The organism is Sporomusa malonica, assembly GCF_900176355.1.
Lineage (GTDB): Bacteria > Bacillota > Negativicutes > Sporomusales > Sporomusaceae > Sporomusa > Sporomusa malonica.
On record NZ_FWXI01000007.1, the window covers coordinates 63,983 to 88,889 of the forward strand.

General features: G+C 44.2%; 23 protein-coding genes. 15 read left to right on the forward strand and 8 right to left on the reverse strand.

All coding sequences use genetic code 11. The features are described from left to right. The first annotated feature begins 2 nt into the window (after positions 1-2). A complete protein-coding gene (locus tag B9A22_RS09915) occupies positions 3-767 on the forward strand; it encodes a response regulator transcription factor (protein ID WP_084575576.1) in 765 nt (254 codons plus the stop codon). 88 nt (positions 768-855) lie between these two features. On the opposite strand, the gene B9A22_RS09920 is transcribed toward B9A22_RS09915, so the two are convergent. Both B9A22_RS09920 and B9A22_RS09925 read right to left on the reverse strand, forming a co-directional pair. Then, positions 856-1,464 (reverse strand): sigma-70 family RNA polymerase sigma factor, encoded by a 609-nt coding sequence (locus tag B9A22_RS09920; protein WP_176215475.1) that lies wholly within the window; start codon positions 1,462-1,464, stop codon positions 856-858. Positions 1,465-1,660: 196 nt separating this feature from the next. Continuing rightward, on the reverse strand, positions 1,661-3,130 hold the full coding sequence (locus B9A22_RS09925) for a sigma-54-dependent transcriptional regulator (protein WP_084575578.1): 1,470 nt from the start codon (positions 3,128-3,130) through the stop codon (positions 1,661-1,663). 475 nt (positions 3,131-3,605) lie between these two features. Here B9A22_RS09925 and B9A22_RS09930 point away from each other — a divergent pair, with 475 nt between their 5' ends. The 5 genes from B9A22_RS09930 (at position 3,606) to B9A22_RS09950 (ending at position 9,922) form a co-directional block, all read left to right on the forward strand. After that, positions 3,606-4,640: a tripartite tricarboxylate transporter substrate binding protein gene (locus tag B9A22_RS09930; RefSeq protein WP_084575579.1), complete on the forward strand. Its 1,035-nt coding sequence runs from the start codon at positions 3,606-3,608 to the stop codon at positions 4,638-4,640. Between the two features lie 11 nt (positions 4,641-4,651). Beyond that, the gene (locus B9A22_RS09935) at positions 4,652-5,164 is read left to right on the forward strand and encodes a tripartite tricarboxylate transporter TctB family protein (RefSeq protein WP_217805922.1); all 513 of its coding nucleotides are present in this window, start codon (positions 4,652-4,654) and stop codon (positions 5,162-5,164) included. A gap of 12 nt (positions 5,165-5,176) precedes the next feature. Then, a complete protein-coding gene (locus B9A22_RS09940) occupies positions 5,177-6,700 on the forward strand; it encodes a tripartite tricarboxylate transporter permease (protein ID WP_084575581.1) in 1,524 nt (507 codons plus the stop codon). Between the two features lie 29 nt (positions 6,701-6,729). Then, a complete protein-coding gene (locus tag B9A22_RS09945) occupies positions 6,730-9,069 on the forward strand; it encodes a hydratase (protein ID WP_084575582.1) in 2,340 nt (779 codons plus the stop codon). 79 nt (positions 9,070-9,148) lie between these two features. Further along, complete coding sequence (locus B9A22_RS09950; protein ID WP_176215476.1) at positions 9,149-9,922, forward strand: methyltransferase domain-containing protein; 774 nt, start codon at positions 9,149-9,151, stop codon at positions 9,920-9,922. Positions 9,923-9,955: 33 nt separating this feature from the next. Here the strand turns inward: B9A22_RS09950 and B9A22_RS09955 are convergent, their stop codons facing one another. Further along, a complete protein-coding gene (locus B9A22_RS09955) occupies positions 9,956-10,825 on the reverse strand; it encodes a LysR family transcriptional regulator (RefSeq protein WP_084575584.1) in 870 nt (289 codons plus the stop codon). A gap of 157 nt (positions 10,826-10,982) precedes the next feature. Between B9A22_RS09955 and citD the strand changes: the two genes are divergently transcribed. Genes citD through citF form a run of 3 tightly spaced genes read left to right on the forward strand, consistent with a single transcriptional unit; the run spans position 10,983 to position 13,724 of the window. Then, a complete protein-coding gene (gene citD, locus B9A22_RS09960) occupies positions 10,983-11,267 on the forward strand; it encodes a citrate lyase acyl carrier protein (RefSeq protein WP_084575585.1) in 285 nt (94 codons plus the stop codon). A gap of 1 nt (position 11,268) precedes the next feature. Beyond that, positions 11,269-12,177: an HpcH/HpaI aldolase/citrate lyase family protein gene (locus B9A22_RS09965; RefSeq protein WP_084575586.1), complete on the forward strand. Its 909-nt coding sequence runs from the start codon at positions 11,269-11,271 to the stop codon at positions 12,175-12,177. Next, on the forward strand, positions 12,177-13,724 hold the full coding sequence (citF, locus tag B9A22_RS09970) for a citrate lyase subunit alpha (protein ID WP_084575587.1): 1,548 nt from the start codon (positions 12,177-12,179) through the stop codon (positions 13,722-13,724). The genes B9A22_RS09965 and citF overlap by 1 nt, the downstream gene beginning before the upstream one ends. 868 nt (positions 13,725-14,592) lie before the next feature. Here the strand turns inward: citF and B9A22_RS09975 are convergent. Next, positions 14,593-14,883 (reverse strand): hypothetical protein, encoded by a 291-nt coding sequence (locus B9A22_RS09975; protein ID WP_084575588.1) that lies wholly within the window; start codon positions 14,881-14,883, stop codon positions 14,593-14,595. Between the two features lie 178 nt (positions 14,884-15,061). On the opposite strand from B9A22_RS09975, the gene B9A22_RS09980 reads away from it, so the two are divergent. The 6 genes from B9A22_RS09980 to B9A22_RS10005 all read left to right on the forward strand — a co-directional run bounded on the left by B9A22_RS09980 (position 15,062) and on the right by B9A22_RS10005 (position 20,706). Further along, positions 15,062-15,448 carry a winged helix-turn-helix transcriptional regulator gene (locus tag B9A22_RS09980; RefSeq protein WP_084575589.1) on the forward strand — a complete coding sequence of 129 codons (387 nt, stop codon included), beginning with the start codon at positions 15,062-15,064 and terminating at the stop codon, positions 15,446-15,448. Between the two features lie 2 nt (positions 15,449-15,450). Next, positions 15,451-16,704 (forward strand): MalY/PatB family protein, encoded by a 1,254-nt coding sequence (locus tag B9A22_RS09985; protein WP_245823930.1) that lies wholly within the window; start codon positions 15,451-15,453, stop codon positions 16,702-16,704. A 466-nt stretch (positions 16,705-17,170) separates the two neighbouring features. Then, the gene (locus B9A22_RS09990) at positions 17,171-18,118 is read left to right on the forward strand and encodes an SLAC1 anion channel family protein (RefSeq protein WP_084575590.1); all 948 of its coding nucleotides are present in this window, start codon (positions 17,171-17,173) and stop codon (positions 18,116-18,118) included. A 304-nt stretch (positions 18,119-18,422) separates the two neighbouring features. Further along, a complete protein-coding gene (locus tag B9A22_RS09995; protein ID WP_245823931.1) occupies positions 18,423-19,253 on the forward strand; it encodes an arginase family protein in 831 nt (276 codons plus the stop codon). 78 nt (positions 19,254-19,331) lie between these two features. Continuing rightward, positions 19,332-20,321, forward strand: coding sequence for a P1 family peptidase (locus B9A22_RS10000; protein WP_084575592.1), 990 nt, complete (start codon positions 19,332-19,334; stop codon positions 20,319-20,321). Between the two features lie 43 nt (positions 20,322-20,364). Next, a complete protein-coding gene (locus B9A22_RS10005) occupies positions 20,365-20,706 on the forward strand; it encodes a zinc ribbon domain-containing protein YjdM (RefSeq protein WP_084575593.1) in 342 nt (113 codons plus the stop codon). 115 nt (positions 20,707-20,821) lie between these two features. Here the strand turns inward: B9A22_RS10005 and B9A22_RS10010 are convergent, their stop codons facing one another. The 4 genes from B9A22_RS10010 to atoD are packed head-to-tail and all read right to left on the reverse strand — an operon-like array spanning position 20,822 to position 24,705. After that, complete coding sequence (locus B9A22_RS10010; protein ID WP_084575594.1) at positions 20,822-22,003, reverse strand: acetyl-CoA C-acetyltransferase; 1,182 nt, start codon at positions 22,001-22,003, stop codon at positions 20,822-20,824. A 49-nt stretch (positions 22,004-22,052) separates the two neighbouring features. Further along, a complete protein-coding gene (locus tag B9A22_RS10015; RefSeq protein ID WP_084575595.1) occupies positions 22,053-23,375 on the reverse strand; it encodes a TIGR00366 family protein in 1,323 nt (440 codons plus the stop codon). A gap of 15 nt (positions 23,376-23,390) precedes the next feature. Continuing rightward, the gene (locus B9A22_RS10020; protein WP_084575596.1) at positions 23,391-24,044 is read right to left on the reverse strand and encodes a 3-oxoacid CoA-transferase subunit B; all 654 of its coding nucleotides are present in this window, start codon (positions 24,042-24,044) and stop codon (positions 23,391-23,393) included. Between the two features lies 1 nt (position 24,045). Beyond that, positions 24,046-24,705, reverse strand: coding sequence for an acetate CoA-transferase subunit alpha (gene atoD, locus B9A22_RS10025; RefSeq protein WP_084575597.1), 660 nt, complete (start codon positions 24,703-24,705; stop codon positions 24,046-24,048). Positions 24,706-24,907 lie beyond the last annotated feature (202 nt).

Consider the following 24,907-nt stretch of genomic DNA (forward strand, 5'->3'; position numbering starts at 1 on the left):
CGATGAGTGTAGTTTTAATTGTAGAAGATGAATTACTCGAATTGGAATTTCTCGAATCGATTGTGGCTGAAGAGCTTCTTCCTAAAGATAAAATAATCACTTGTGAAAATGGAATTCAGGCTGTCAAGCTGGCAAAAAAATACCGGCCGGACATTATAGTGATGGATATACTCATTCCGGAAATGGATGGCTTACAGGCTCTTCAGGAGATAAAGAAATTCCTTCCCCAGGCATGTGTTATGATCCTATCGGCCTGTTCAGACTTTTCCTATGCGCAAACAGCAATTCGCCTCCGCGTTCAGGAATATTTGCTGAAACCCATTAAACCGTCTGTTTTCAAACAGGTATTCCATGATCTGTTGACTAGTGCAGCTGCATGCCAGGTACAAGCCGACGAAGAAATTATGGAGCCAAAAACTAACCAGATGTATTTTATTGAAAAATCAATAAAATACATCCATGATAACTTTAAACAAAAATTACCCCTGCAACTGGTCTCGTCCAATGTATTTGTGAATCCCCAATATTTCAGCCGCATCTTTAAAAAAGAAGTAGGGGTCACCTATATAGATTATGTAAATAAATTAAAGATTGAGTATGCCTGCAAATTGCTAGAAACGACCAATTATCCCGCCTATCGCATTTCCGGTGAATGTGGTTTTACTGATCCTTCTTATTTTAATCGTGTCTTCGTACAGCAAATGAATATGACCCCCAAAGCCTACAGAACAAGACATCTGTATGACAGCGCAGCAAATGATGGCTGATATCTTTGCCGCCGCCCCTTGGTTTCAAACGTCTGCTTGACGGCATCTCACGTTAGGCAGGCTTTTTTACGTTTACTAAGCAGCTACTTTACCTTCTTTCTATTGAGTTCAAATAATTAAATAGTTTTTTTCGTGCCCGCTGCAAAGCATTATCTACGATTTTAGGATCAGACGCCAGTTTGTCTGAGATGTGCCGCTGCTTATATCCTTTAATATATAATAGTATTACTTTCCGTTCAGTATGCGACAAATGCCCATCAATAAAGCTGGCGATCATGGTTGTAGTCTCTTGATTAATGATAACTTCAAGCGGGTCTTGTATCCGGTTCTGGACAAATAACCGGTCAATATATTCTTGTGTGCACTCCGAGCCTGAATTATGTGGCGTGTAGTTGAACGACCGCGAACTATTTATTGCCCAGTGCTTTTTTCTGTTGGCCATTGTTACCGAGGATTTAATCATATTTCTAATATTTACTTTTGCAATAAGGTCAAAGCTGTAGGGTCTATTCTTTTGATAGGTCAATACCGCTTTATACAGTCCAAGAAGCCCCCATTGATAGAGATCATCAGTATCTCCACCTGGTAAGTAATATTTATTAGAATAAGCCTGAATGGTAGAGCGGAACTTATTTGCCAACAAATTAAATTCAGTATCTTTCAAAGAACCTGTCTGATCAAAACATGATTCCAGCATCTTATGAACCTCCGGTAATTTTATAATAATTAATATATAAGCAAAAAGCATGCCAAAGCGGCATGCTTTTCTAAAAAATCCCTGAAAGACTCAATTTTCGCTACAGCAAGACAAAAACAATTAACTATTAGTTCAAATACAAACAAGCATAATCGACGTTTCGGTTCACTATTGCTAGCCCAGATTTACCTATACGTTAATCATGGTCGGCAAGCCGCGGATTGGCTTTTTCAAGACGGTAGCTAAACGCCCTTCTGGTTATACCGAGCATTCGTGCTGCCTCTGCCTTATTTCCTTTATGCATGTCCAGAGCTTTTTCAATAATGCGATCAGTATAATCGTCTAAACAAAACCCCCCTTGCGGCAGAGTAAAATTTAGAGGATCTATTATGCGGGCAAAACCGTTACTGAAATCACTAGAGAAATGAGAATTCAAAATCCCTAAGTGACAGGGTTTTACTTCTCTATCGTCGTACATAAACACTACCCATTCCATAGCGTTACGCAACTCGCGGACATTACCAGGCCATTCATAGGCAAGCAATAGTTCAGCAGCTTCTGCTCCCAGCCTAACAAACCTTTTTCCTTTATCCTGAGCAAACTGCTTTAAAAATAGTTCTGCTAACGGAACAATATCTTCAGGGCGTTGGCGTAGCGCCGGGATCAAAATATGGCCTACTTTTAGGCGATAATAAAGATCTTTCCGAAAGGTCCCGCTTTTTAATCGCTCATAAAGATCGACATTTGTGGCACAAATAATCCGGATATCGGTCTTAATTCTCTGCAGTCCGCCCACGCGAAAGAATTCTTTCTCCTGGATCACCCGCAGGAGCTTGGCCTGTAATTCCATCGACATCTCACCGATCTCATCGAGAAACAACGTCCCGCCCTGGGCTAAGTCTATTTTCCCTTTCTGGCCTTTGGTCAAACCGCCGGTATAGGCACCAGCCTCATAACCAAAAAGCTCACTTTCAAACAGAGTAGGGGATATAGCAGCGCAATTAATAGGCACGAAAGGCTCGCCGGATAATAAACAGCCGTTGTGAATCATTGAGGCAAAAAGTTCTTTTCCTGTCCCTGTCTCGCCCTCAATTAGGACTGGAATAGCGCGATCTGTATGATATTTCTGTGCCTGTAATACTAGATTTTGCATAATCGGCGAAAAAAATCCTACTTGATGCGTGCCTGAAGTATGCGCCAGGACCTCTTTCAAGCGCTCCAGTTCCTGCCGTGTTTCCTCTGTAGCTGCTTCGACTTCGTAAATAAATTGTTCTTTTAATTGCCGATGCTCTTTTAAAATCAACCGCTGCTCAATCACACGCTGGATAATAATTGATAGTTCCTGTTCATTGATGGGCTTTAGCAGATAGTCGTAAGCGCCCGCCCGGAGCGCCTCGATTGCAAGTTCAACCTGGTTACTTGCAGTGAATAACACAACATCAGTATCTTTTCCTGCAGGTAATGCGGAAATTTTTCTCAGCAATTCCAGTCCGGTGATGCCGGGCATCATGATATCTGTCAAAACTAATGGAAAATAACATTCCGAAAAACGTTTTAACGCATCTTCACCATTCTCGCATTCAATTACATTGTGCCCTACCCGTGCGAGCGATTTTGCAACACAATATCGACTAAAGTGAGAATCATCAACAAGGAGAATATTCATAAGGCCCTCCTTCTGGAGCTTCAAATTCATATGTAAAGAGATAATTTTTATATATTTAACAGGTTGTTAGACCGGATTTGTGGAATGGCGATCGACCAGGAAAATCAGCCGCGGATATAAATAGTGGTATATAGTACATATATTCTCATATCTTCGCTGCAAATCCTCTATCCATGTCAGTTGCAACATTGCTAATGTAATATTCTGATATATAATTTTTGAATCGACCGCGATTAATTATCCGAATTATGAATTAGTATGAATTTTAGCTATAATTATATCAGGACATTATTATATACATAAATTCGACAACCTAAGGTGTATTGACAAAAATTTATCCAAATTGATATGAAAAGTCTTATGTCGAAATGTTCGGAATATTGCGCTAAAGAAGAAGGGTTTTGGAAGGGAGGCTATAACTTAATTATTTAACCTTGTTTTTATTAATTATTAAAATGGGAGTGTGGAAAAATTGATGTTTTCAAAAAAAACAAAACTATTGTCGGTTCTGGTCGCCAGCGTACTAGTAACCAGTTTAGCTGGTTGCAGTAAACAATCAGCAGGTACTGACGAAAAGAAAGCTTGGGCGCCGCAGAAACAAGTTACAATTATGGCAGTTGCAGGTGCTGGCGGTGGACTTGACATGGTTGCCAGAACTATGACTAAAATCTTTGATCAAAAGAAGATTGTTACTCAGCCAATGATGGTTGAGAACAAACCGGGCGGCGGACAAGTAACAGGTACTGTTGCTTTTGCTAACCAGAGTTCTAAAGACGAGCATAAACTACTGATAGCTTCGACTCCTTTTATCTTAAATCATATAAAGAGAGACGGTAACAGCCCGATCGGTCCAGATCAAATCTATCCGTTAGCTATGCTGCAGGGAGATTATGGTGTAATTGCTGTTAGCGCAGAATCTCCGTACAAAACTTTAAAAGATCTTATGGATGCAGCCAAGGCTAATCCAGCCAGCATTACATTCGTCGGTGGCGGCGCCCCTGGAACCTGGGATCACCTGAATATTATCCAGGTTGCACGTAAAGCCGGCGTCGATCTGAAAGCAATCAAATATAATCCGTATGACGGTGGCGGTGAAGCCTTAACTGCTCTTCTTGGCGGTCATGGTGCGGCTTTGACGTCTGATGTATCCTCCATTAAGCAGTATCTTCTGGCTGGTAAGGTACGTGTATTAGGTGTAGGTTCCAAAGAAAGAATGACTGGCGACGAGGTCATGAAAGCTGTCCCAACCTATAAAGAACAGAATTACGACGTTGTTACCGTTAATTGGCGGGGAGTTTTCGCTGGTAAAGATATACCTGAACCTGCTAAGAAATACTGGGGCGAAAAAGTAGCAGAATTGGCAAAAACTCAAGAATGGAAAGATGACCTGAAGAAACAAGGTGTTATCGAAATGTATGCAGATGCCAAAGGTTTCTATGATCATATCAAAGCTGAACAAAAGATATACACCGAACTTTATAAAGAAATGGGTATGGCTGTAAAAGAATAATTGTTAACATTATGAACCGTGGAGAAGAGCTTCTCTCTTGCTCTTCTCCACAGTTTTTTAGAAAGGAAGTGGAAAATACTGTGGTTAAAACATTTGATCGCTATGCGAGCGTTGTTTTCCTGGCTTTAGGTATCGCGGTTTTTATGTATATCCAAAGCATAGAGGTATCGACTGCAGGAAGTTCTATCGGGCCCAAAGAGCTTCCGTCTTTGCTGGCGGTAATTCTCGTGATGCTCAGTTTGGTAAATCTGTATCAAGCAATGAAGTCTAAAACAAAAGCTAAGGAAGAAAAGCTGGAGTACAAGAAGTTTTTAATTACGTTTATATCGTTGATTCTTTATGCGCTATTACTTGAGCCGCTTGGCTACGTTATTTCCACCTCTTTATTTTTATTTATTGGCTTTCAAAATATGGAAAAGGGTGGCTATTTGAAGTCGGCACTCATTGCTGGTGCTTTTGCGGGTAGTGTTTATTATCTCTATGTAGAAATTGCTCAAGGCGTATTGCCACCAATGCCGTTTTAAGGAGGGGATAGAATGGAATCATTACAATTTCTTTTTCAAGGTCTCAGTATAGCCTTACAGCCTCTTAATCTTCTATTTGCATTTTTCGGCTGCCTGATAGGGACGCTGGTAGGTGTACTGCCAGGCATCGGTCCAATCAGCGGCGTGGCCCTTCTAATTCCGGTGGCAGCAATGGCTACAAGTTCCTTGCCGATGGAACAAGCGGCCACAGCCTCGATCATTTTGCTGTGCGGTGTTTATTACGGCGCAATGTACGGCGGATCGACAACAGCCATCTTAATCAACACGCCAGGGGAAAACTCTTCGGTATGTACGACTTTGGACGGCTATCAAATGGCGAAACAAGGACGGGCAGGGGTTGCTTTGGCTATTTGTGCCATTGGTTCCTTTGTCGCCGGTGTCATTGCGTGTATCGGACTTGTATTTATGGCTGTTCCTCTCTCCGAGTTTGCTTTAAAGTTTAGTCCTGCCGGTCAATTCTCTCTGATGATTTTGGGGCTTTGCGCCTTAAGCAGTCTGGCCGGCAAATCTCAGGTTAAAGCTTTTATGATGACCACGCTGGGTTTAATCCTGTCTATGGTGGGCGTTGATCCCATATCGGGAGTAGCGCGTATGACTTTTAATTATTCAGAGCTTTATAGCGGTATCGAATTTTTAACACTGGCTGTAGGCATGTTTGCACTGGGCGAAGTCTTTAAGACAATTCTAACCAATGATTATGCCGATGGTGAGCCTATTAAAGTCGGCAGCATCATACCCAGCAAAAAAGATTTGAAAGACAGCGCCCTGCCAATTCTGCGTGGTTCGCTGCTAGGCTTCTTCCAGGGATTGATACCTGGATGTGGAGCCACGTTATCTTCGTTTATGGTTTACACGGTTGAGAAAAAATTAAGCCCCAATAAAGCGAACTTCGGTAAGGGAGCTATTGAAGGGGTAGCTGCACCGGAAGCCGGCAATAACGGAGCCTCCGGGGGAGCCATGATTCCTTTATTAACTTTAGGGATTCCGGGCACAGGTACCACAGCTGTTTTGATGGGCGCCCTCATCATGTTTAATATCACTCCTGGTCCCCTTTTATTCCAAGACCATCCGGAAGTAGCCTGGGGTTTGATTGCCAGTATGCTGGTAGGTAATGTTATGCTGTTAGTTTTAAATCTTCCGTTGGTTAAAGTCTTTGCCAAAGTTATTGAAACACCGCCTAAATACCTGATACCAGGGATAATTGCTATCTCTGTGTTCGGTGTTTATGCTGTACAAGGCAGTCTATTTAACCTGTTTTTGATGATTGGCAGCGGTGTTGCCGCTTACTACCTGTCCAAAAATGATTACCCGATAGCGCCAATTGTTCTATCCCTTATTTTGGGACCCATGATTGAGAATAACCTGCGCAGAGCCATGAACCTTTATAACGGTGATTACACCATGTTTGTTAAGGATCCGATCTCATTAGTATTTCTGACTATTGCCTTCTTATGGGTTGCCATACCGCAAATCATGAAATTAAGGGGTAAAAAGGTACTTGTAGAAGAAGGTTAAGCCTGGACAAGAGGAGGGCAGAGTGACGTATGGTACAGCTAACGAAAGCAGGTGTCTTTTTAGTAAAAGGGCATCTGACAGTAGAAGACACCGGGGCAGTAACCGTTGAGCAAGTTAATAGCAAGTTAGCAGGGGCTGGGTTGCCAGGCTTGCGTCTGGACCGTATCGACAGGGAGGCAGCTAAGCAAGCAACGATGGCCTGCCAAATCTTCGGCAGCCATAACACAGCTAATGACTCAAGGAATTTGAAGCTGCGCTTTGATGCTTTAGCCTCACATGATATAACCTACGTAGGAATTATCCAGACTGCTTGTGCCAGTGGCTTGAAGGAGTTCCCCGTGCCATATGTATTAACCAATTGCCATAATTCCTTGTGTGCGGTTGGCGGTACTATTAATGAAGACGATCATCTATTCGGTCTAGCGGCAGCCAAAAAGTTCGGCGGAATTTTTGTTCCCGCTCATCAGGCTGTTATTCACCAATACATGCGTGAAATGATGGCAGGCTGCGGCAAAATGATTTTAGGCTCGGACAGCCACACCCGTTACGGTGCCTTAGGAACAATGGCAATTGGCGAGGGTGGCGGCGAACTGGTTAAACAACTGGTAAAGCGTACCTATGATATCGCCTATCCCGAGGTAGTCGCAGTTTACCTCGAAGGTAAGCCTTTACCCGGAGTAGGACCCCAGGATGTAGCCTTAGCTATTATCGGTGCTGTGTTTAACTCCGGTTATGTCAAAAACAAGGTGATGGAGTTCGTTGGACCTGGCATTGCCAACCTGTCTGTCGACTTTAGAAATGGCATTGATGTAATGACTACAGAAACTACGTGTTTGTCATCTATATGGCAAACAGATGAGCAGGTGACTGACTTTTACCGTATTCATGGCCGCCCTGACGCTTACAGCAAGCTCGAGCCGGGCGAAGTCAGCTACTATGACGGAATGGTTAAGGTTGATCTCAGCCGTATCCGGCCTATGATTGCTATGCCGTTCCACCCAAGCAACGTCTGGACGATTGATGAAATGAACCAAAACGGCGCCGATATTTTGCGTCAAATAGAAATTGAAGGGCAAAGACAGCTGGAAAACCCAAAGCTTCAGTTCAGTTTGACAGATAAATTGGTCAATGGGCGTCTCCGGGCGGATCAGGCTGTTGTTGCCGGTTGTGCTGGCGGAACCTTTGAAAACATTGTTGCCATGGCACAGATCTTAGGCCCTACATCCATTGGCGATGATGCCTTTTCCTTGAGTGTGTATCCGGCCAGCCAGCCCGTTAATCTGGAATTAATCAATAACAAATCAATCGAAAGTCTGATGTTAGCCGGAGCGACAATCAGGACAGCCTTCTGCGGTCCTTGTTTCGGTGCCGGTGATGTACCGGTACACAATGGCTTTAGTATCCGTCACACCACACGCAACTTTCCTAACCGGGAAGGTTCTAAGCCTGACAGCGGACAAATAGCCTCGGTTGCCCTGATGGATGCCCGCTCGATTGCGGCTACGGCCGTTAACGGCGGCAGACTTACACCGGCTACTGAAATTGCCGATGTCCTTAAACCGGTGCCCTATACCTTTAATAAGCAAGTTTATGAGAAGCGGGTGTATCAAGGATTTGGCAAGGCAAAGCCTGAAGTAGAACTGGTATTTGGCCCCAATATTGCCAATTGGCCTGAGATTCGGCCTTTGCCGGTTAACCTGCTGCTCAGAGTGACCTCGGTAATTCACGATCCTGTTACTACTACAGATGAACTTATTCCTTCCGGTGAGACTTCTTCGTACCGGTCGAATCCATATAAATTGGCGGAGTTTACGCTATCCCGCAAAGATCCCGCTTATGTGGGCAGGGCCAAGGAGGCGCAGGCTTTAGAGACTAAGCGGCAAAGGGTGGCCGCTGGACAAGTGGATGCTGAGGTGGAACGTGTATTTAATAGCGTACTCCCTTACAGCGGTTATTCAATCGAACAACTGCAGCAATTTATCCAAGAAACAGGTATCGGCACAGTTATTTTTGCTCGCAAGCCTGGTGACGGCTCGGCCCGGGAACAGGCAGCTTCGTGTCAGCGTGTACTGGGCGGAGATGCGAATATTGCGCTTGAGTATGCCACCAAACGCTATCGCAGCAACCTCATTAATTGGGGAATGTTGCCGTTTACCATCAGCGAAGGTGAGCAGGACAAATTAGCAGTTGGCGATTATTTGTATATTCCGGGCATTCTCCAGGCTGTCCAGTCCGGGGCAGAGACGGTAGACAGTATAGTTATCAGTACTAGCGGTACAAAAACATTAAAGCTAAAGCTGGAAAACCTCTCAAAAGATGATCGCGATATTATCATAGCTGGCTGCCTGATGAATTATTATAGCTGTTGATAGAAGGACAAAAAAACCATTGGCAGCGTTTAGTGCATAGCCAATGGTTTATTATGTAAACAATGGGGGGAGCTTTTTCATGAAGGATTGGAATCCAAATCTGTACTTGAAATTTGAGAAAGAACGTACACAACCCGTTATAGATTTAATTTCGAGAATCGAAAAAGATAACCCTGAGCGAATTATTGACATTGGGTGTGGGCCAGGCAATAGTACAAGACAGCTAAAAAATAAATGGCCTCAAGCAGACATTACTGGTCTTGACAGTTCCCCCAATATGATACAAAAGGCCAAGGAAAATTTACCCGGGTTAAAATGGGTAATAGGCGATGCAGGAGCAGATTTAACACAGCTGGGAAAATTTGATATTGTGTTTTCAAATGCGGCAATTCAATGGATACCAAATAATGAGCAATTGTTACCCAAACTTTTTTCCTTGCTGAAGGATAGTGGAATACTTGCGGTTCAAGTACCTAATATCACTGATATGGGTATTAAAATAGCTATTCAGAAAACAGTGGAAGCTAGAAAGTGGAATGAATATTTTGTTTCAGCTACAGCGGAAACCTTCTATTATCCACCGCAATTTTACTATGACATTTTAAGTAGGCTCACATCAGAAATAAGTTTATGGGAAACGCATTATTACCATGTTATGGATAGTCATAAAAGTATAGTTGATTGGTATACGTCGACAGGGCTGAGACCGCTGCTTGATAAATTGCCAAATGAAGACCTGAGATTCGAGTTTTCACAGGATATATTGAGAAATATTGAAACTGAATACAACTTTCAACAAGATGGAAAGGTGTTGTTCCGTTTTAGAAGGATATTTTTTACAGCTTCTAAATAACAACCCTTGCAGCTAATAATGCAAGGGCTGTTATTAAAAATCTAAATAATCAATTGTATCGGAAAAATCAACAAAAGCTTTGACCGCATTGATAGATAATGCGTCCTTTTGGTAAATCATCCATGCCCTACGGATAATTGGCGTATTATTTTTATCGAGGATGACCGTTTTATATACGTCGTCTGACTTGTGCAATATCCCGCTGCCCATTATCGCGTACCCATGACCATTTTCGACCATGTCCTTACAAGTGTCAAGACGATCAACTGCCATACTTATAAAAGGGGGAACAGTAAAGTTTTCCCTCCACCAATTGTCAATCAATAATTGTACTGATTCATCTGTACGGTAGCTTATCCTTGGGAGATTTGGCAGGTCTTGAATTGAAATCGGTTCTGTTGATGCAATGCACATGTTTTCTTCAAAGAGTAGTTTTTTTTCGTCCGGCCAAGGATATTCTCCACGCATAAACCCAATATGGACTTCTTGGGTGTTGACTAGGTTTAAAACTTCTTTACTCCAGACAGTGTTTACCTTAAATTCCATTTGCGGATAAAGTGTTTTAAAAAGTTTTAAAAGACGTGGCAGTTTGTACTTTGTCATATAGTGTGTCGCCGCGATACGTAAAGTTCCTCTGACGCCCTCGTGCATATTGGTAATTCGATCTTTTATTTCTTGTATCCGGGTCAGCATCTCTTTCGAGCACTTGGCGAGATACTCTCCCTGGGATGTGAAATGGATACCCTTACCTGATCTATATATTAGCTTCGCCCCTAACTCGTCTTCGATCTGGCGTAAACGGGTCGTAAGAGCAGGCTGCGAAATGAAAAGAGCTTGTCCGGTTTTTGTAATATTTCTCTTTTCATAAAGAATATGAAAGATAAGCCAATCACGTTCATCCATATCGTTTCTCCTTAGGAATATTGCCAGCTTAATTGTTTAGCTACAGTTGTTATTCGAGATTGCAGAAAATATTCCTCTATGAGAACAAGGTGTTCAAAATCCCGGTAGAAATATGGCGGACAGACAGTGTCCTAAATTGTGTTAGGGAGGATTACTTATGACTAGGCTGATAAAACCGGCGCAAGCAGGTACAATTGAATCGTCGGACATCCTGATAATGCTGGCTCCGGCAGAAGCAGGTGTTGGGATACAAGTCGAGCTGCGCACTCCGACTATGCAGCAGTACGGAGAGCACATCAAGAACTTGATCGTAAAGATACTAGAGGCACAGGGAATACAAGATGCAATTGTACACGCAAATGAAAAAGGCGCTTTAGACTATACGATAGAAGCACGCATGAAAACGGCTATTAAGCGAGCTTCAGGCCAGGGGGGATTCTAATATGTTGAAGGAAAGACTTCGGCGGACTGTTATGTATGCAGCTGGAAATAATCCCGGACTGCTGCAGAACGCAGCGATATACGGAGCGGACAGCGTAATTTTCGATGTTGAGGACTCTGTGGCTGTTTCAGAGAAGGACAGCGCCCGGGAACTTGTTTATCATGCGTTAAAAAAGCTTAAGTTTCCGTGCGAAATCGGGGTACGTATTAATCATATAAGTACTCCCTGGGGCTATGATGACCTGGAATACTTATTGCCGGCGAAGCCAGATTATATTCGTTTGCCGAAAGGTGAAAGCGGGGAAGAAATTAAGGATATTGATAACATTATAACAAAAGTAGAAGAGCAGCAGGGCTTCGAACCCGGATCCATTAAGATCATGGTTTCGATTGAAAGTCCTAAGGGTTTGCGCAACGCCTATGAAATCGCATCTGCCAGCCCGCGCATGATCGCAATTGCTATCGGCGGAGAAGACTTCGCCGCTTCGCTTAAGACCGAAAAAACAAAGGGGAATATCTTCACTGGCGGCAGGGAACTGTTCGTTGCCAGAAGTATGATTGTATTTGCTGCAAGGGAGGCGGGGATTCAGGCAATAGATTCCGTATTCTCTGATTTGCGGGATGAAGAAACACTGATTAATGAAGTAATGCTGGTTAAAGAACTGGGTTTTGACGGTAAATCCTGTGTAAATCCTCGCCAAATTGATCTAATCCATCAAGTATTTACCCCTTCAGAAAAAGAAATTGACTACGCCCAGAGAGTGCTGGCCGTTTTTGAGGAAGCCCAAGCAAAAAATTCAGGTGTTATCGCTTTAAACGGAAAGATGATTGATATGCCCATGGTCATAAGAGCAGAGAGAGTGTTAGCAAATGCCCGCGCCGCCGGCGTTTACCAGAAGGAGGGGATCTGATGATTAATGCAGCAGGTCGGGAAATTCCAGCTAGCATACAAGGATATCAGGAAGTAAAGAACTACAGAGGACCGTTTGTAACCCAGCCGCCGGCAGGCGCGCGCAAGGTAGGTCCAAAGCTTAAAGCGGTATATCCGGGCGAAAACAAGCTGCTAACATCCATTGATGAAGCAATTGAGGCATCCGGGTTAAAAGATGGCATGACTATTTCGTTTCATCATCATTTCCGCAATGGCGATTACGTGATGAATACGGTAATTGCCGCAATTGCTCGCAAAGGGATCAAAGGTCTGACTTTAGCGCCAAGTTCTTTTTTAGATACAAATGATGAATTAATCCCATACTTTCAGCAAGGTGTTCTTATTGCGGCTGAGACGAGTGGTTTGAGAAACAAGCTGGGACAATTCTTGACAACAAATAAATTAACAAAGCCAACGATCATTCGTTCTCATGGCGGCCGGGTGCGGGCGCTTGAGAGTGGAGAACTGAGGATTGACGTCGCGTTTATCGGAGCGCCCACCTGCGACACCTATGGAAACATTAACGGTGTTCATGGAGCTGCAGCCTGTGGCTCTATGGGCTATGCCACGGTAGATAGCCGTATGGCTGATACGGTGGTGGCAATCACTGATAATCTAGTAGATCATCCCATTTGCCCGGTAAGTATTCCACAATACCAAGTTGATTATATCGTAAAAGTTGACTGTATCGGTGATCCAAAAGGCATTTCAACCGGCGCGTTGCGTGTTACCTCCAATCCCCGCGATCTCCATATGGCCAAGCTTGCTGCTAGAGTGATCGAATATGCGGGATATTTCAAAGAGGGGTTTGGCATGCAATTAGGCGCAGGCGCTGCCACTGTAGCTGCAGGCAAATATCTAAGGGATGCTATGATCCGTGATAAGGTTGCCGCAAGCTTTGCTATTGGCGGTATAGTCGGTCCATTTTGCGATTTACTGGACGAAGGATTGATTGGAACGTTATTTGATGTGCAGAGTTTTGATGCCCGGACAATCCAATCACTACGCGACAACCCCCGGCATCAGGAATATGATTGCACCTTCTATGCTAATCCCTGGAATAAAGGTCCAATGGTAAACAAACTTGACTATGTAGTACTTGGTGCTACTGAAGTAGACACAAATTTCAACGTAAATGTAATGACCGATTCCAACGGCATTATGATGGGGGCTCTCGGGGGCCATCCGGATGCGTCTGCTGGTGCGAAATGTACCATCATCTGTGCACCACTCTTAAGGGGCCGCTTGCCGATGGTCACAGACGCTGTGCAAACAATCTCCACACCAGGCGAGACGGTAGACGTAATTGTTACTGATCGCGGCGTGGCGGTCAATCCCAAGCGCCAGGATCTGATTGAGAATCTGAAGGGATCGGGCTTGCCCCTAATGACGGTAGAGGAGCTCCGTGATACAGCCTATGAGCTAGGCGGAAAACCTGCACCGCTGAAAATGAGCGACGAGGTTGTTGCTGTTGTAGAATACCGTGATGGAACAGTATTAGACGTAATCAGGCGCCCGATTTTATAGGATTACTTTCAGTAATATTTTACTTGATGCGGCGAACCGTATCACTGGTAACTGTGAAAACAGCCTCACCCTATGCGTAATGGGGGGAGGCTGTTTGTTATTGCCGTAATGTACAGGATATAATCAATGCATTATTATGGTCAGAAAGACAGGGGGTACAAGTGAGGATTCGGTCTGGAGGACATCATTAAAGACTGTTTTGGGCGCTGCGAGGAGCAGGAGGCGGAAATTTCGGGGTCGTGACCTCATACAAATTCCATCTGAAGAAAATAAACAAAATAACACTCATTCGGTTAAAGTGGGATAATAAGTCTGCCAGGCTTGAATTTTTACGAGTCTGGCAAGAGTGGTCAAGGAATTTAGATCTGAGGATCAGTGCTCTCGGCAGACTGACTATATAATGGGAATCGTCTAGCTGGGAGAGTGAAGCAGCAGCACCGGTTGCTAAAGAATATGTATTTGAATTTCCGCAGAGTATCAAAACGGTGTACTGTGGATAGTTCTGCTCGCGCCCACTTGTATTGGTAAATGCAAGTGGGGATCCGCACTATTAGAAAGCAATAAGGGTTACAGTCTTTTCTTCGGAATCTAATGCTTTATAAAAAGGTGTCAAAGGGAAAGATACTTTGACACCTTTAAAATGTAGCAGGAGATATTATTTCAGGCAAAGAAAATAGCCATAGCTTACTGAAAAAGTAAATTATGGCTGTTTTTTCATAAGGGCGTTAAAACAGTAGGCTGTGGCTAATATGGTACAAAACTGCTGAAGGTGTAAAAGGCTCAGATATTGTGAGCCTTTTATTATGAATTTGTAATACACCGAGATTCAGCCGTTACAACAACTGTTTTTTGATGTGGTGGTTACCGCTTAAGCGACGGTATAGATTTTTACATCGGGGGCGGCGCTCCAGAGCGGCTTTAACCCGATAAACACGTCGTTTTGGAACATCCCGCTAGTCAAGTATACCTGCGCATGTTCTACGCTGTCAAAACCATGCAGAACCTGAACATCCTCGTTCCGGATTAGCAGGTCTTTCGTCAGAGCGCCTTCGATGGTATTGAGGAAAGGCAGGCGGTAATCGGTGTAGACCTTTGCTGCTGCAGGACGATTGACGGCTTCAATTTTCATAGTGATTTCCAGATAAGCATTGACTTTCATTATAATTCCTCCTAAATGGATTTTTGTAAGGCTCTTGTCGTTGAGCTTGCTTTGATTATAGTCAAAGGACTTCTGAGAGGGAATATATTAGCAAATTCATGAGTAACTCATAAATTTCATAGTTGCTTGTGCTTGTACAGTATGGCTTATATAATTACGGTACAGGAGGATCTACAGAATGTATAAACCTAAGTTGGAAAAAGATATTCGTTGCCCACTGGAATATGGATTGCGGATTTTCGGCGGGAAATGGAAGTCGCGGATTATCTGTCTTCTGGCAGAGAAAGAGGTTCTACGTTATAGCTCTCTACGCAAGGAAATGACAAATATCACGGACGCAGTTTTGGCAGCGACTTTGAAAGAGTTGACGGAAGACGGAATTATTCAAAGGCGACAATTTGATGAAATCCCGCCGAGAGTGGAATATTGCCTGTCGGATAAGGGGATTTCGGTCGTACCCATCCTGCAAAGCATTTGCAGATGGTCGGGCGCATACCACAGAGAGGACAGCGAAAATATCCTTTCGCAATGCCAAAAATGCGATTACAATTTCAAGGCGGAGTGATTTTGGAAGCCAAATTTGATTTGGGGAGAACCAAGATGAAATATAATTTTGATGAGATCATTGACCGCAGAAATACAAACGCCATGAATACGGATGGCTTCAGGGGGTACATCTTTCGTGCTGGCCCTGAGATGAAGTTTCCCTATGAGGATGATGATTTCGTACGTATGTGGGTAGCAGATATGGAGTTTGCTACGCCGCCTGAGGTCTGTCAGGCCATCAAAGACCGGGTAGACAAGCGTATTTTCGGATACAGCCAGGTATTTGACAACGGCTATTATGAGGCGTTGTCTGGTTGGTGCCGCAAGCTGTATGACTGGAGCTTCCCAAAAGAGCAACTGGTATTCACGCCGGGCGTCATTCCGGCACTATACGAACTGGTAGGTGATTTGGTAGCACCGGACGAAAAGCTGTTGATCACCACCCCGGCCTACGGCTATTTCAAGCACGCGGCGACTTTTAATGACCGGGAACTGGTCTGTTCGTCACTGAAAAATGACAATGGCTGGTTCACCATTGATTTTGAGGATTTGGAGCGGAAGGCGGCGGACCCCAAGGTCAAGCTTCTGCTGTGGTGCAATCCTCATAACCCCACCGGCAGGATGTGGACGGAAGAAGAGACAAAGCGGATGGGCGCCATTGCGGTGAAATACGGACTGTGGCTAATTTCCGACGAGATCCATTGTGACCTGATTCGGCAGGGCAAAAAGCATATTCCCACTGCCAAGGTCATGCCGGACTATCCCAAGCTCATCACCTGTATGGCGGCCAGCAAGACCTTCAACATGGCCGGATTGATGTTTTCCAATATCATTGTCAGGGATGCCGAAGTACGGAAACAAATGGCTGCCCATGATAAGCTGATTGGCCTCGTAAATCCAATTTCGATCACAGCAACACAGGCGGCTTACGAGCGTGGCGGTGATTGGCTGGAGCAGCTACAAACCTATCTGGATGGTAATTTCCAGCTCGTATCTGACTATCTCGCCGCAAATTTACCGGACGCTGTCTACCGTATCCCAGAGGCTACTTATCTGGCCTGGGTGGATTTGAACCGTTGCCTGCCTGATGTGGATGACCTGCCTATGTTTTTTGCCAACAAGGCCGGTGTTTTGCTGGAGGGTGGCGACGGCCTGTTTGTAGGAAGCGCGAAAGGCTTTGTACGTCTGAATTTGGCAATGCCCAGGGCCATTGTAGAGAAAGGCCTGCGGCGGATGAGCGAGGCGATTTATAAACACACCGGCGGGGCTTGCTAGCCGCAGTATGTCAATCCCTCTTTCTGCATAGTTTAGTATGATACGGAGACCCAACGCTATCTTAAACAGTGCATGATGGTAGCGAGGAGATTAGGCGTCTTCGAAATCAACTTTAGCTGATTATTCTTCAAAATTTAATGCTATTACAACCTTTTTGAAGTGCATGCCCTTTATTAATGTGTTACATGTTGTTATGAAGTGGAACTTAACCTCGTTACCGGCGTTTACTCTTACTGACTCAAGGGCAAGTACTAGTAGCCAGAATTCAATAGTGATAAAAGTACAGTCGAGTTGTCTATAGACAGGATTAAAACTCTGGAGGAAGATAAATGCTTACGATATCAATTTGCTTTGGAATTCAATGCCAGTTGCGTGGTTCCTCAGGTGTTTTGAATGCGCTTAGGGTATTGATAGAACAATATAAGATTCAGATTGCGTGCTAGCTAAAAAATAAGGAGTGATTTATTTGGAAAAAGGTCTGCCTCATTTTCCTATCGGGCTGTTTGCCAGCGTCATGGGCCTGTGTGGATTATCTATCGCATATCAGCGATTTGAGCAGGTCTTTGGGTTGGAGCTTGGTATTGGTCTGGCATTGCTGACAGTGGCTTATGTGGTATTCGCCGCCGTTAGTGTCACATATTTTACAAAACTAGTGAAACATACTACGAATGCAGTGAATGAATTCAATCATCCGATCAAAGCTAGTTTCTTCCCAACAATATCTATCAGCCTGCTACTATTGAGTATCGGCACGTTGGAAATATCCCGTGAAGTGGCGAGGTACTTATGGATAACGGGCACAGGTATGCACTTTGCCTTTACCATCGTCTTTATGTCCCGCTGGATTAACCGTAGCTATGAGATTACTCACTCTAACCCGGCGTGGTTTATTCCCGTGGTCGGCAATATCCTGGTGCCGTCCACCGGAGTAGAGTTCGCTCACAAGGAATTGTCATGGTTCTTTTTTAGCGTTGGCCTGTTTTTCTGGCTGGTGCTATTCAACATAATATTTTATCGTATCATCTTCCATTCCCAACTCCCGCCTAAGCTAATACCAACGCTGTTTATTCTAGTTGCGCCTCCGGCAGTCGGCTTTGTATCCTATATGAGGTTGACAGGAGAGATGGACGGATTGGCTCGCGTCCTACTATATGTTGCGATCTTCTTTACCCTGCTGCTTTTTTCAATAGTGCGGAATTTCATAGGGCTGAATTTCTCTGTATCCTGGTGGGCTTACACTTTCCCCATGTGTGCAGTGACTATTGCCACGACCCTAGCCTTCAAGTTTACAGGATTAGCCTTGTTCGGCTGGCTGGCGGCACTATTCATAACCGTGACTACTCTCATTATCTTTATCGTAGCAGTTCAAACGATCAAGGCTTTTCGGCAAAACGCTGTCTGTGTCCCGGATTAGCAGGGGCGTCGCCAGTTGTATTTGGCAATCAAAAAGTTGACCACTTCGATAACGAAATTGTTGACCACCCTGAATCGCATACCTGATTGATTCTTCTGGCTCTGTTTAAACCGGTAAGATTCACCTTCGAATAGATTTTATAGGATTACTTTCAGTACTATTTTGCTCGATGTGGCGAACGGTGTAACAGCGAAAAACAAAATACACTCCTGCCAGATTCCGTATGTGGACTTGGCAGGAGTTTGTGCTTTTTCTTGGAATACTTGGAGTAAGTTTTGTATTTTAGACAAAAGGAAGCATGATTATGAAAAAACACCTGAATATTTTTTTCCCCCAATGGCAAGGTGGTGGACAAGATCAATCTACATATGAGGGTGCCATTGAAATCAAAAAACAATATTTATGCCAAAAAACAATTATCGACGTTGAAGTAAGCTTAGAAGATGCTTGTAGCCTTGAAAATAATATTATCGGTTATAAGTCGATTATGGTACAGTTGGCGCAATGTAAAAATTTGATCATGCAAGAAAAACCCACAACTATTTTTACTATTGGTGGTGGCTGTGATGTTGCTATTGCTCCCGTCTCTTATTTGAATAGCAAAACAAAGGGAGATATCACAATTCTGTGGCTTGACGCACATGGAGACCTCAATACCCCGGAATCCTCTAAGAGTAAAGCTTTTCACGGAATGCCACTTAGAACGCTTCTTGGAGAAGGAGATATAGGAATTTTAAATCAAGTATTTTTTACGCTGTTGCCTTCACAAATTTTATTACTGGGGACTAGAGATCTTGATGATGCCGAAATAAAATATATAGAAGCAGAGAATATTAAATTGTTAAAAGTAGATGACATTGAATCAAATGTAAATAGCGTGTTAGACACTATTAAATTAAAAGGATCGGAGAATATTTATGTCCACATTGACTTAGATGTACTTGATCCCAAAGAGTTTCCCTTTGTACCAGTTCCTGCTCCGGGTGGATTAAAAATTGAAACGCTTTTCAGTCTGTTAGAATTATTGATTAAAGAATGTAATATCTTGGGCTTATCTCTTGTTGAATATAAACCATCTGAAAAACAGACAATCAAAATCTTGGAAGATATTATAAATATGGGAATTGCTCTTTAACGAGAAAGATTATTTTTGCATTTAAACTGGAGGACATCCAAGTGGTCATCAGTCAGCAGCTTAGGAGGAGATAGTATAATGGAAATCAAGAAAATTACCGATATTCCAGGTATCCAAATCGGCAATGCCCATGACTTAGATGCCGTGACCGGATGTACCGTTATTCTATGTGAACAAGGTGCCGTTACTGGCGTTGATGTGCGGGGCGGGGCACCGGGAACTCGTGAAACCGATCTTTTGAAATCAGAGAACTATGTGGACAAAGTCCATGCCGTTATGTTGGCAGGCGGCAGTGCGTTTGGCCTTGATGCGGCAGCAGGTATCATGCAGTTCCTGGAGGAAAAAGGCGTAGGCTTTGACGTTGGCGTAACGAAGGTGCCAATTGTATGCGGTGCGGTACTATTCGATCTTGCATGTGGGGATCACCGCGTGCGGCCTGATAAAGCAATGGGTTATCAGGCCTGTATCGCCGCACAACGTCAGGAGTTTTCCGAGGGGTCTGTTGGTGCAGGAACTGGTGCAACGGTAGGAAAGTTTTTTGGAAGCCAGCATGCCATGAAAGGCGGACTAGGCTCATACTGTGTACAAGTAGGTAATCTCATGTTGGGGGCAGTCGTGGCAGTAAACTGTTTTGGAGACGTTATCGACCCCGGCAGCGGAGCTGTTTTAGCAGGAGCCTACCAGGACGATCCATTTGCTTTTTTGTCTACTGAGGAAGGAATGATCAAGCAGTATGATAAGGCAACCAACGCCTTCGCAAGCAATACAACAATTGGCGCAATCATTACTAACGCAGCGCTGACTAAGGCACAAGCGAACAAAGTAGCGTCTATGGCCCATAATGGCTATGCCCGAACCATGCGGCCTGCTCACACCATGCTTGATGGTGATACCATTTTTGCTTTGTCGGCAGGCCATGTGGCAGCAGATGTCAACGTGGTGGGATTATTAGCAGCGCGAGTCATGGAGCAGGCTGTTATCAGTGCTATTAAAAAAGCATCACCATTGTCGGGATTCAAGTCGTTCCAGGATGTAAATGGAAGGTTTGTCAATATGCGAAAACTATGATAGTATATTAAAATTAACAATAACGAATGGAGAGAATGAAATTATGGCTGATTTGCCAAGTTGCCCAAAATGTAATTCGGAATACACTTACGAAGATGGAAGTCTTTTAGTTTGCCCCGAATGTGCTCATGAGTGGGCGTTAGGATTAGAGACCGAAAATAGTGAAGATAAAAAGATTATTAAAGATGCAAATGGAAATGTCTTAAACGATGGCGATTCTGTAACAATAATCAAAGATCTTAAAGTAAAAGGAAGTTCATCAGCCTTAAAAGTAGGTACAAAAGTAAAAAATATACGGCTGGTTGATGGCGATCATAATATTGATTGCCAGATTGATGGTTTTGGAGCTATGAAATTAAAATCTGAATTTGTTAAAAAGCTATAAATCCGGTTCTAATGTTTAGGGCTACAACCAGTATGAAAGAAGCAAGGCCTATCTGGCAGATAGGCCTTGCTTTTTTTCATACTGGTTGTTTATAATGCTCTACTCAAATAGTAATCTAAATTCTTTCCACAATGGTTGCAACGCCTTGGCCGCCGCCAATGCAGAGTGTGGCCAATCCTAATTTTTTGTTGTTGCGTTCCATAGCATGCAACAGAGTGACTAGAATACGTGCGCCGCTGGCACCGATTGGATGACCCAGCGCTATAGCACCGCCGTAAATATTTACTTTTTCCTGAGCGAAACCTAATTCTTTGCCAACGGCAAGGAATTGGGCCGCAAAGGCCTCATTGGCTTCAATAAGATCAATATCATTTATTGTTAACCCAGTCTTGGCCAATGCCTTTCGGGCTGCAGGGACTGGTCCGACTCCCATGATACTTGGATCAACGCCGCCGGAAGCATAGGCACGGATTCTCGCCAATGGTGTAATACCCAGCTCCCTGGCTTTGTCGCCAGACATGATCACAAGTGCGGCACCGCCGTCATTAATCCCGGAAGCGTTGCCGGCAGTAACAGTACCATCCTTTTTGAAGGCAGGTTTTAATTTGCCCAAAGATTCGATGGTAGTTCCTGCCCGTGGATATTCGTCAGTGTCAACTACGACTTCGCCTTTTTTCGTCTTAATGACAAGAGGGGCAATTTCTTTTTTAAACACACCGTCAGCAATGGCTTTAACGGCTTTGCTCTGCGATTCAACTGCCACTTGGTCTTGCTCCTGGCGGCTAATGCCGTATTTTTCGGCAACGTTTTCGGCAGTAATGCCCATATGATAGTCATTAAATGCACACCAAAGGCCATCTTGAATCATGATGTCGGTGATTTTGGAGTTCCCCATGCGGTAACCCCAACGGGCTTTAGCATCAAGCAGGTAGGGCGCATTTGTCATGCTTTCCATCCCACCGGCAACAATAATATCAGCGTCTCCGGCGAGAATGGCCTGAGCAGCCAAGTTAACTGTTTTTAACCCTGAACCACAGACTTTATTGATCGTATAGGATGGTGTTTCGACAGAAAGTCCAGCTTTAATAGCTGCTTGGCGAGCTGGGTTTTGTCCCAGGCCAGCCTGCAATACATTACCAAATATAACTTCATCAATAGTATCTTTTGCAATACCAGCACGGGAAACAGCCTCGCTGATAGCATGTGCTCCCAACTCCACTGCCGAAAACGGTGCCAATGAACCGTTAAAACTACCAATTGCGGTGCGTGCGGCACTAGCAATAACTACTTCTCTCATGTGTACTTACCTCCATTGTATATTAATTTAGATAAATTTGATTCTCGGATTAGAAGAAATGTAGGCCAACGACAAAGATTATCCCTGAGAATATCAGTGCGGTAACACAATATCCCATAATGTCACGTACACCCAGTCCGGCAATGGCTAAGGCAGGCAGCGCCCAGAAGGGTTGCGCCATATTCATCCAAGCTTCGCCATATGCGATGGCCATGGCGGCTTTACCCAAGTCTGCACCCAATGCCTGGGCGGCGGGCATAACGAAGGGACCTTGCACAACCCAGTGTCCGCCGCCGGAAGGTACGGCAAAATTGATCAGAGCTGAGCTAAAAAACGCCATTACGGGGAAAGTTTCAGCGGTAGCAACATTAACAAACCAATTGGTAATAATGCCGCCAAGGCCGGAATGCTCCATCATGATTTGAATACCTGCATAGAAAGGGAATTGAATCAGTATTCCGGCTGTTCCTTTGGCGGCTGCACTTATGGCCCGGGCGTAAGCCATCGGAGTTTTGTGCAGCAGAATACCAGCTGCCAGGAACATCAGATTTACGGTATTAATGTTAACGTCGAATCCTTTTTGGGAAAAATACGCACCCAGATAAACAACACAGAATAGGCCAACCACCCAAGCCAATATCCGGCTTTCTTCAAGCTTTTCTGCCCAGGTTGCATCAGGTCCTAATACTTTAGCAACAGAAGCTTCTTCTTTTAACAGTGCCGGGTCTATGGCAACGATTTCATCTTCTTTCGGCAGCATCATCCGAGCCATGAGCGGTACTGCAATGATTAATCCCACAGTGATAAAAATGTTATAGGGAGTAAAGATTGTTTGGGAGATAGGGATAAGTCCGACCATTTTTTCCATTGGATTGCCAGCCGTTGCTGCCACCAAAGGAACAGAAGCCGATAAGCCGCCATGCCAGCTTAAAAAACCCATATACGCAGTGGCAATTAACAACCGGTAATCGGATTTGGGAATCCGGCGGGCCACTTCGCGTGCAAACATGGCTCCGACAACCAGGCCAAAGCCCCAGTTAATTACGCAGGCTACAGCTGAAGCAAAGCCGACCAGCATAACGCCTTGAGCCGGCGTTTTGGCCACAGAAGCCAGACTGGTCATAGCTCTTTTTACCGGACCTGAGCTGGCTAACGCATGTCCTGTAACAAGGACAAGGGCCATTTGCATGGCAAAAGCCAGCAGATTCCAAAAACCCTTGCCCCACATATTGACCATATCCAGGGGAGAATTGGGTGTCATGGTGATGCCCATAGCAAAGGTAAGGATTGTAAGCAAGATAGCGAATACTAACGGGTCAGGCAAATATTTATTTACAATATTGGTAAAAAAACGTGAAATAGCTCCTACCATTATGTAGATCTCCTCCTATAAAATATTTTGCATCAGTTTAAGATCTGGGCTGATAATAAAGTTGGCCTCAGTACGGGCTGTAACAGACTCAACATCAATTCTAGGGGCGATTTCTTCCAGAACAAGGCCTTCCTTGGTTACGCGAAATACACCAAGTTCAGTGATAATTAGATCGACTACACCTTTGCCGGTTAACGGGAGTCGGCACTTTTTCAGGATTTTTGCCGAGCCGTCCTTTGCACAATGCTCCATGGCAATAATAACTTTTTTGGCCCCTGTTACTAAATCCATGGCACCGCCCATACCGGGGACCATTTTCCCGGGAACCATCCAGTTTGCCAAATTGCCTGCTTCGTCTACTTCCAGGCCACCTAACACGGTTACATCTACATGGCCGCCGCGGATGAGCATGAACGACATAGCACTGTCAAACATGGCAGCACCAGGAATAATGCCGCAAGGTTGACCACCGGCATTGGTCAAATTAGCGTCTGCATCTCCGGTTAAAGAACCTAATCCGACGAAACCATTCTCTGACTGCAGCGTTACATCAACACCTTCAGGTAGGTAGTTGGCCACCATTGTTGGCAAACCAATGCCCAGATTTACAACATTACCGTTTTCCAGTTCCAAAGCGACCCGTCTCGCGATCATTTCTTTCGCGTTCATACTAGCAACCCCCCAAATAAACAATCTTGTTTACTACTACGCCCGGCGTCATTACGTCATCTGGGTTTATTTCTCCCACTTCAACTAGCTCATCTACTTCAACGATGACCAAATCGGCAGCCATGGCCATTAACGGATTGAAATTACGCGCTGATTTATCATAGACAAGATTGCCTGCTTTATCTGCTTTTTTCGCTTTAATCAAAGCAATATCAGCCCGCAATGGCTTTTCTAAAAGATAGTCAACACCATCAACGCACAGCTTTTGTTTTCCCTCTTCTACAACAGTACCTACTCCGGTTGGTGTAAGGACACCGCCCAAGCCGGCACCACCGCAGCGAACTCTTTCTGCTAAAGTGCCTTGCGGCACTAATTCAACAGCCATTTCCGCTGCAATCATCTGTTTGCCGGTTTCAGGATTTGTGCCGATATGAGAAGCAATTACTTTTTTTATTTGGCGATTGACAACAAGAGGGCCGACACCCTTGTCAGGAAACCCAGTATCATTGGCAATTAGTGTAAGGTTTTGAACTTTTTGATCAATGAGTGCCTTAATTAGGCCTTCCGGTGTGCCGACCGCCAAAAAACCGCCCACCATGATCGTCATTCCGTCTTTCAGGTATTCAGTAACTTGCTGAATGCTTGCTTGTTTGTTTGTCATATTCAACCTCCTGATAAATTGAAATTGATTTAGTGCAACCTGCCTGATTGCTTCTAAGATTCGACCTGGAACGACAAGAATCTTAAACTATACTGTATCATTGCAAAATCCGTGCCAAAAAAGAAAAAAGCCCTATCGAAAAATCGAAAGGGCTTTTGAATAGTTGTAAATACTAGCTTAACGATTGCCTTTTCCAGACAAC